The organism is Bacillus sp. ISL-47 (assembly GCF_018613175.1).
Classification (GTDB): domain Bacteria; phylum Bacillota; class Bacilli; order Bacillales; family Cytobacillaceae; genus Cytobacillus.
Genome location: NZ_JAGGQS010000050.1, coordinates 1 through 7987, shown reverse-complemented (window position 1 = coordinate 7987; position 7987 = coordinate 1). Strand labels below are relative to the sequence as shown.

The 7987-nt window shown below is 45.4% G+C and carries 6 protein-coding genes, 20 tRNA genes and 1 rRNA gene; all 27 read right to left on the bottom strand.

Going from position 1 to position 7987, the window contains the following annotated elements; translation table 11 throughout:
- Window positions 1-65: 65 nt before the first annotated feature.
- A complete protein-coding gene (locus J7I93_RS17550) occupies window positions 66-854 on the bottom strand; it encodes a DUF2935 domain-containing protein (RefSeq protein ID WP_214727195.1) in 789 nt (262 codons plus the stop codon).
- Between the two features lie 131 nt (window positions 855-985).
- Window positions 986-1543: a hypothetical protein gene (locus tag J7I93_RS17545; RefSeq protein ID WP_214727193.1), complete on the bottom strand. Its 558-nt coding sequence runs from the start codon at window positions 1541-1543 to the stop codon at window positions 986-988.
- Window positions 1540-2175: an SCO family protein gene (locus J7I93_RS17540; protein ID WP_214727192.1), complete on the bottom strand. Its 636-nt coding sequence runs from the start codon at window positions 2173-2175 to the stop codon at window positions 1540-1542. The genes J7I93_RS17545 and J7I93_RS17540 overlap by 4 nt, the downstream gene beginning before the upstream one ends.
- Window positions 2176-2485: 310 nt before the next feature.
- A complete protein-coding gene (locus J7I93_RS17535; protein WP_214727191.1) occupies window positions 2486-4180 on the bottom strand; it encodes a cbb3-type cytochrome c oxidase subunit I in 1695 nt (564 codons plus the stop codon).
- 14 nt (window positions 4181-4194) lie between these two features.
- Entirely contained in the window at window positions 4195-4659 is a 465-nt protein-coding gene (locus tag J7I93_RS17530; RefSeq protein ID WP_214727190.1) for a cytochrome c oxidase subunit II, read from the bottom strand.
- Window positions 4660-4671: 12 nt separating this feature from the next.
- A complete protein-coding gene (locus J7I93_RS17525) occupies window positions 4672-4818 on the bottom strand; it encodes a hypothetical protein (protein ID WP_214727189.1) in 147 nt (48 codons plus the stop codon).
- A 477-nt stretch (window positions 4819-5295) separates the two neighbouring features.
- Window positions 5296-5372: transfer RNA gene (locus tag J7I93_RS17520), tRNA-Ile, on the bottom strand.
- Window positions 5373-5377: 5 nt separating this feature from the next.
- A tRNA-Gly gene (locus tag J7I93_RS17515) sits at window positions 5378-5451 on the bottom strand.
- Between the two features lie 168 nt (window positions 5452-5619).
- A tRNA-Cys gene (locus J7I93_RS17510) sits at window positions 5620-5693 on the bottom strand.
- Between the two features lie 7 nt (window positions 5694-5700).
- Window positions 5701-5775 (bottom strand) — tRNA-Gln (locus J7I93_RS17505).
- Window positions 5776-5799: 24 nt separating this feature from the next.
- Window positions 5800-5875 (bottom strand) — tRNA-His (locus J7I93_RS17500).
- 11 nt (window positions 5876-5886) lie between these two features.
- Window positions 5887-5960: transfer RNA gene (locus J7I93_RS17495), tRNA-Trp, on the bottom strand.
- 7 nt (window positions 5961-5967) lie between these two features.
- Window positions 5968-6051, bottom strand: a tRNA-Tyr gene (locus J7I93_RS17490).
- A 25-nt stretch (window positions 6052-6076) separates the two neighbouring features.
- A tRNA-Phe gene (locus J7I93_RS17485) sits at window positions 6077-6152 on the bottom strand.
- A gap of 316 nt (window positions 6153-6468) precedes the next feature.
- Window positions 6469-6545: transfer RNA gene (locus tag J7I93_RS17480), tRNA-Asp, on the bottom strand.
- 3 nt (window positions 6546-6548) lie between these two features.
- A tRNA-Met gene (locus tag J7I93_RS17475) sits at window positions 6549-6622 on the bottom strand.
- A 182-nt stretch (window positions 6623-6804) separates the two neighbouring features.
- A tRNA-Ser gene (locus J7I93_RS17470) sits at window positions 6805-6897 on the bottom strand.
- Window positions 6898-6922: 25 nt separating this feature from the next.
- A tRNA-Met gene (locus J7I93_RS17465) sits at window positions 6923-6999 on the bottom strand.
- 18 nt (window positions 7000-7017) lie between these two features.
- Window positions 7018-7093, bottom strand: a tRNA-Ala gene (locus J7I93_RS17460).
- Window positions 7094-7116: 23 nt separating this feature from the next.
- A tRNA-Pro gene (locus J7I93_RS17455) sits at window positions 7117-7193 on the bottom strand.
- Window positions 7194-7198: 5 nt separating this feature from the next.
- A tRNA-Arg gene (locus tag J7I93_RS17450) sits at window positions 7199-7275 on the bottom strand.
- 7 nt (window positions 7276-7282) lie between these two features.
- Window positions 7283-7357: transfer RNA gene (locus tag J7I93_RS17445), tRNA-Gly, on the bottom strand.
- A gap of 7 nt (window positions 7358-7364) precedes the next feature.
- Window positions 7365-7449, bottom strand: a tRNA-Leu gene (locus J7I93_RS17440).
- Between the two features lie 15 nt (window positions 7450-7464).
- Window positions 7465-7540: transfer RNA gene (locus J7I93_RS17435), tRNA-Lys, on the bottom strand.
- A 40-nt stretch (window positions 7541-7580) separates the two neighbouring features.
- A tRNA-Val gene (locus J7I93_RS17430) sits at window positions 7581-7656 on the bottom strand.
- A gap of 3 nt (window positions 7657-7659) precedes the next feature.
- Window positions 7660-7734, bottom strand: a tRNA-Glu gene (locus tag J7I93_RS17425).
- A gap of 40 nt (window positions 7735-7774) precedes the next feature.
- Window positions 7775-7891: ribosomal RNA gene (rrf, locus tag J7I93_RS17420) — 5S ribosomal RNA — on the bottom strand.
- Between the last annotated feature and the right edge of the window lie 96 nt (window positions 7892-7987).

Sequence of the window (7987 nt, the reverse complement as noted above, 5' to 3'; positions counted from 1 at the left end):
TGCCGGGCGCACATGTGAAAAGCCAGCCTTAATCGGCCGGCTTGTTTATTCCTACTATCTGCAAGCTAATTCCTTTTTAGGCTGGCTTCAAACAAATCAATGATCTCCAAAAACCTTTCAGCTTCCCTAAATGTATGGTCGGCTAGAAGCGGGTGAATATTGCTCTTGATGCGGCATGCCTCAATTAATTCTCTTGCTGTTTTCTTAAAGTCCCTTAACGAAGCAACGGATACTTTATTCTGGTTTAAAAATTGACTAAGTAAAGGTTTTGTTTCTGATTGCGGCTGCATGGATTCTAGATCAACAGCCTGAAATACCAATTGGTCAAAATCATGGCTAAACTCCCTGGCCTGTTCAACTAGCTTTCTTTCCGAAGGATCTAAAAGATGGCCGATAAACTTGGCATGATCAGCCATAATTTTAAGGAAGAAAACATTCTCTTCAATAATAGCTTCCGGTTTTGGTGCGAGTATCCCTGCGTTAAGATCTTTTAATCGATTGGCAAAATAGGCAGCTTCCCTGCTGATATGGTCGATTAATAAAGGATAATTATTGGAACGAATTTCACAGCGCAATGTCAGACCCAGTACTTTCCTTTTATAGCTCCAGATAGCAGCCGCTGCTTGATAAACTTCGTTATTAAAAGCTTGAACTTGACCTAGTTCTGAGTTGACTGTAAATCTAGCCAGCCTTTCCTCTATTCTTTCAAAAAGAGCGATAAATTGCTGGGCTTCGGCAATTAATTGTTTCTGTTCATAAGTAAACCCCAAACTTAAAAATAAGGCATGCTCTTTCATAATTCTGGACCAAAATTTAATTTCGTCCAGCGATCTTGCAACAATTGGATCCGCCATGTTATCCCCCCTGATTTTCACACTCCCATCTATATATATGAATGGTTTTGTGGCCTAATACCACCTAACTCTCTTGGCAAGCTCCTAAGCCAATCAAAAACCTGCTGCCAAATTGGGCAGCAGGCATCCTCTTATTCATACTTCGAAAAATCCATAAAATAGCTATAAACCAAGTAAACGACCATAGCAAATGCTGTAGAGATAAATCCCCATCCCAATGTAATCTGTTCGATCACCAAATAGTTATTGCACAGCTGCACAGGCGACCAAATATACAGCCATCCCAACGCCAGGAATACTACGGTAAAAAATATAATAAAAGCATGTTTCCCGAAAGAACTTAACTTTGGCCAGCTGTCCCGCAATGGCACTCCTGCCAAAAATGGCAGAGAGATGAATTTAAAGGCTTCCACACTTGTCAGCGTCAAGGCTTCATCCATCGTCCTTGGAAGGGACCAATACACCATGATGATGGTAAACAGCAGAATGCCCGGAACGCCGTTTTCATTCCACTTTTCAAAAAACTGAGGAAAACGCTGCTGAAAGAACTTCGCCATCAGAAATCCCGCAAACACCAGCATCGGCATTTGCATATGCATATGGGTAATCATGATGGATTCCAGCAAATCGGCGACAGGCGGGAGCATTAAAGCAAGAAGCAGCAAGAAACCATAGGCTGATTGCTTCATCTCTTCTTCCCTCCGCTCTCTAAAATATCCGTTACCTGATCCGCCGCTTCCTCAATCAGCGTGTAATCCATGACTTCCATTAATCGCCCTTCAGGATTCACCAGATAGAAGGCGGAGTTATGGGCAAAATTTCCGTACTCATCCGGAATAACGATGACACCGAAACGATCTAATAGTGACTTCAGCTCCTGCTGGTCCGGAATCCTCGCCATTCTCCACGTTTCCCCGTCACTGCCAAATGCCTTTCGATACGTATCAAGTGTCTCGGGATCATCCCGCTCCGGATCAAAGCTAATGCTGAGGAATTGGATGTCCTTTCCGATGTATTTCTTTGGAATCCGCTTATACACTTCAGACATATTGACCTCAAGCTCGGGGCAAACCGTTCCGCATGAAGTATACAAAAAGGTAATAAACACATACTTTCCTTCAAACTCGGAAAAAGAGTAGGTCCTTCCTTTATTGTCCTCAAGCATAACATCCGGAAACTGAGGCTTTTCATCCATCAGTTGGTTCACACGGGCAGACTCTGCTGTAAAGGCCTGAAAGCCGTCTGTGCCAATAAAAAACAAGGCCACTCCGAATAACAATACAATTAAGCTGGATAAAGCTGTTCTATTCTTTGGAAACATGTTCATCACTTCCTTTAAAAACCGGCTCTTTTCTAAAAGATTGTTGACTTTTAAACTAGTTGTGAGGAGTAGTTGATTTCCGCTCCAGGATGCTCAGCGAACGCGGGGCGGGCGGTGAGCATCCTCGGCGCGCAGCACCTGTGGGGTCTCACCTGTCCCACTCCTCCCGCTGGAGTCTCGCACCTTGCGCTCCAATCAACTAACCTTATTTACCAAGTTTTTTTACAAAATTTATTTAAATAGCAGCAAATTTTGCGAAAACAGCCTAAAAGAAAGAGGCAGCCCAGCCATCCGAGCTATCTCTTTTTCCTTACCAGGTCTTATATGGAGGTGAACCCGGAGGCGCATTAACGATGAAGTCAACGAGCGGAATGACATACGCCATGCCGACAAGAACAAGCATGCACACAATCCATAAGCCCCAGCGCTCTGTCCACCTTGGTGTTGGCGCTGCATCCTCTTCCACTTCCGCTACCGGGAACTCAGTGTTTCCTTTTGGTGCAAAGAACATGAGGTAGAATACTGCATACACCTGGATAAGCACACCGATCATTAGCAAAGTTCCGCCGATCGCCAGGAAGAATAAGTATGGATCCCAGCTTAGAGCCGTTGCATTGTCAAAATAAGTGGAATAAGAAGTTCTTCTTGGTGATCCCAATAATCCGACCCAGTGCATTGCTCCAGACATGATGATCATACCGATGGTCCAAATAATCGTTTGGATAACACCTAACTTGTTAATCTGCGGTGTCAGCACTCTTTTCGACACATAAGGAACAAGCCAGTAGCTGATGCCGAAGAATGTCATCACAACAGACATGCCAAGTGTTAAGTGGAAGTGGCCCACGATCCACATGGTGTTGTGGACAACCTGATTCAATTGGTTTGTGCTTTGGACAATACCGCCCGCTCCGGCAGGGATAAAGGCTGCCATCGCGATAAATGGTGCAAGGAAACGGACATCGCCCCAAGGTAATTTTTTATACCAGCCAACAAGACCTCTTCCGCCTTTCTTTCTGGCTGTACGTTCAAATACCGCAAACATCGCATAAGCAGTCATCAAGGATGGGAAGCCAATTGCTAAACTCATAAACACGTGCATGTATTTTACAGGCTCAGAAATACCAGGGTCAATGATCTGATGGTGGAATCCACCGGTAATATTCATAATAACGAGTGCAATGACCACAATTCTTGTTAAAAGATCATTCCATCTGTGCCCGCCGATGATTTTCGGCACAATCACATACCAGGCTGAAACCGCTGTTAAATACCAGATATTCACGAGTGTATGGCCAAAAGCCCAAAACAGCGTACGCGCAACCATGACATTGATGGTTTCAACCCAGCCGAAAGCCCACGGGATGATTGTAAATACTTCAATTGCAACCGGAAGGCTTCCGAAGAATAAGAGTACAAACACACCTGTTGCAAAGAAAGAGAGAATTGGAATATGCTGTCCAGGATTGCGTTTTCTCCAGCTTGCCACATTGATGAAGGCACCAAATGCGCACATCCAAACCCCTAAGACGATAAATACCAAGCCAATATAGAAAATGGGTGAAGCTGCCATTGGCGGGTAGAAGGTATACATGACAGATGCTTCATTCATTAAAATAGGAATAACAGCTAATACAAATCCGAAAATCTTCATCCAAAAACCGATCCAGGCCATCTTTCTGACCTTCGGAAGCAGGCCGCCCAATGTATGGGATAATCCCGCATAGAAGTAACCAATTGTAAAGAACGCGGACAGTACGACTACCAAGAGGAGTCCGTGTGCAGTCAATACTTTATAGTAGTTAAGCCAAACCGGCAATTCAAGCATCCCTGCCCGGTTCAAGCCTTGCAATAATCCAAGCAATCCGCCCAGCAGGATGGCTAAGAAGGCTACAGATAGGTATGATTTCGTTAATCTCGCATCCTCCAGGCTGATGCCCATGACTTTATTTGCTTTTTCCCTAAAAACTTGTGTCTTCCCTGACTTGTTAATAATGGTTTCCACTGTTTCTCCCCCCTTTATTTAACCGTAATCGTTGTGCTCATCATTTGGTGCCCGGCACCGCAGTACTCGTTGCACAAAACTAAATATTCACCTGGCTTATCAAATTTTTGAGTAATCTTTTGCACATAGCCAGGAACCACCATGGCATTCAAGTTGGTTTCTGCAACCTGGAACCCGTGTACGACATCTTTAGAAGTTAGTGTAAAATGAACGGTTGATCCGGCAGGCACTTCGATTTCGTTTGGTGTAAAACTAAACACCTGCAGCGTCATGACCACTTCATATTCATTCTCACCAATCTTTTTGATGCCAGGCTGGTCAAACGGTGCTGTTTCATCCACTTTTTGCGGATCAATCCGTTCCCCATAGCTTGGCGGCCCCATTTCTAAAGCAAATGTCTGATAACCCGTAATGAGCATAAATCCGATAATCATCCCAAAACTTAAGAAAAGCCATATCTTCTCAGAGCGATGCATCATTTTTAATCCCCCCTATAATCTGGCCATATACAGGCCATAAACAATTAGATACGTAACAAAGATCCCTAACCCCACAACGGTTACTGAAAAAATGGTCCCCTTCAGCGTGCCATGCTCCTTTGCTGCCTTGCCCCCCTGGATCACTTTTTTCGTTTCCACCTTCCATCATCCCCCTTAAGTTTTTGTTACTTATATCATAATTGAGAACGTTTTTCACAAAAGTGAACTGCATCACACTTATATCACAACTTTCCCGTTAAAAATTAGGTCCATTATCTAAAAATCCTCAGAGTTATCAACGCTTTACGCCGTTTTCAAACTAATTAAATACATATATTCAATTTTGCACTGTTCACAAATCGTTCATATTCGGGTCCCTTTATTCTCCGATTAATTCCCTTCACCTTCGCTTTTCCGATCCCAGCGGCACGATTCACTTCGTTTCGTTCCCTTCTTCTTCACTTTTTCACTTCCATTTTTATCTGGAACGGCAAAGCTGAAATTCTATAATAGAAAAGCCTGTCTCTTCCTAAGACAGGCTTTTCTTAACAAATGATTTCCCTTCATCATCTTTCTAACAATGTAAACAAAAAAACCTAATCCCGTGTAGGATTAGGTTAAAAATGGTATGTATAATGGTGGGCCTAAGTGGACTCGAACCACCGACCTCACGCTTATCAGGCGTGCGCTCTAACCAGCTGAGCTATAGGCCCATTTTTGGAGCGGGTGAAGGGAATCGAACCCTCATCATCAGCTTGGAAGGCTGAGGTTTTACCACTAAACTACACCCGCATATATAATTAATATTAAAACTACTATATAATTTCCTGCCCTTGCATGCCTCTTCCTCTAAAAGCTTATTCAGGAAGCTGATGCGTCGAGGCAACTCGATGTTGATTCATGGGAGCATTGCTCGTGGCTGAGGTTTTACCACTAAACTACACCCGCGTTTACATTGTTTGGAGGCAACACCCGGATTTGAACCGGGGATGGAGGTTTTGCAGACCTCTGCCTTACCACTTGGCTATGCTGCCTTAAAAATGGCTGGGCTAGCAGGATTCGAACCTGCGAGTGACGGAGTCAAAGTCCGGTGCCTTACCGCTTGGCTATAGCCCATTAATGATTCTTTTAAAAGAAAAATGGGGCGATTGATGGGAATCGAACCCACGAGTGTCGGAGCCACAATCCGATGCGTTAACCACTTCGCCACAACCGCCATCTTCCTACTGGCAGGGGTAGTAGGAATCGAACCCACATCAAAGGTTTTGGAGACCTTCGTTTTACCATTAAACTATACCCCTATATAAATGGTGGAGGGGGGCAGATTCGAACTGCCGAACCCGAAGGAGCGGATTTACAGTCCGCCGCGTTTAGCCACTTCGCTACCCCTCCATCGTCTGAAAAGACTTAGGAAATATGGTGGCTCAGGACGGAATCGAACCGCCGACACAAGGATTTTCAGTCCTTTGCTCTACCGACTGAGCTACTGAGCCGTATTAAATTAATAACCCTAAAGTTAGATAGCTGTGCTTCAAAGCTCTGCGTTCTTTGTTGCAGATTTTAAAAGCATGCCATTCGATGATGCTAAAGCTTCGCAGCTGCATTCTTTTAAAATCCTCTACCGACTGAGCTACTGAGCCGTATTAATTTAATTACCCTAAAGTTTAATAGCTGTGCTTCAAAGCCCTGCGTTCTTTGTCGCAGATTTTAAAAGCATGCCATTCGATGATGCTAAAGCTTCGCAGCTGCATTCTTTTAAAATCCTCTACCGACTGAGCTACTGAGCCATTTATCTATTTAGTTTAAAAATGGCGGTCCGGACGGGACTCGAACCCGCGACCTCCTGCGTGACAGGCAGGCATTCTAACCAACTGAACTACCGGACCAGATTGCGGGGGCAGGATTTGAACCTGCGACCTTCGGGTTATGAGCCCGACGAGCTACCGGACTGCTCCACCCCGCGATAATAGTATTTATGTGATTTTTCTATGCTCACATCTAGCATTTCATCTCGCAGCTTATTCAATGAAGTACCGCCCCGATTTCAGAAAGATTATTCAAGCAGCAGCTCAATCGTTGCGCTGAAGTAATTCCTTCGAAGCTTATTCGGGCGTGCTCCACCCCGCGATAATAGTATTAAAATAATGGAGGAGGAAAGGGGATTCGAACCCCTGCGCGGTTTGACCCGCCTGTCGGTTTTCAAGACCGATCCCTTCAGCCGGACTTGGGTATTCCTCCGAAATATTAAGATCAAAGATCATAATGGTAGCGGCGGAGGGGATCGAACCCCCGACCTCACGGGTATGAACCGTACGCTCTAGCCAGCTGAGCTACACCGCCAAAATGATTAAATTTTCATGGTGGAGCCTAGCGGGATCGAACCGCTGACCTCCTGCGTGCAAAGCAGGCGCTCTCCCAGCTGAGCTAAGGCCCCATGGTTTATAAAAAAAGTGTCGCTGGTCGGGAAGACAGGATTTGAACCTGCGACCCCTTGGTCCCAAACCAAGTGCTCTACCAAGCTGAGCTACTCCCCGTTTTATGGCGCGCCCGAGAGGAGTCGAACCCCTAACCTTTTGATCCGTAGTCAAACGCTCTATCCAATTGAGCTACGGGCGCAAAATAATGGAGCGGAAGACGGGATTCGAACCCGCGACCCCCACCTTGGCAAGGTGATGTTCTACCACTGAACTACTTCCGCTTAAAAATGGTGCGGGTGAAGGGAGTCGAACCCCCACGCCTTGCGGCGCCAGATCCTAAGTCTGGTGCGTCTGCCAATTCCGCCACACCCGCAATATTAAATTAAAATGGTGAGCCATGAAGGACTCGAACCTTCGACCCTCTGATTAAAAGTCAGAAGCTCTACCGACTGAGCTAATGGCTCATACTTTTGTGAAGGAGCAAGTAGCTCGTCCCAAAGAATATGGTGGAGGATGACGGGATCGAACCGCCGACCCTCTGCTTGTAAGGCAGATGCTCTCCCAGCTGAGCTAATCCTCCAAATGGTGACCCCTACGGGATTCGAACCCGTGTTACCGCCGTGAAAGGGCGGTGTCTTAACCGCTTGACCAAGGGGCCATTTCATAATTTGGCAAAATAAATACCCCGTTTGGGGTTCGCCTAGCAACGTCCTACTCTCACAGGGGGACAGCCCCCAACTACCATCGGCGCTGAGAAGCTTAACTTCCGTGTTCGGTATGGGAACGGGTGTGACCTTCTCGCTATCGTCACTAGACTATATTTTTTTAGAAGGTTTGTTCCTTCAAAACTAGATAATGCATGAAGAAGTGTTACCGAGTATCACCAATAATTTGGTTAAGTCCTCGATCGA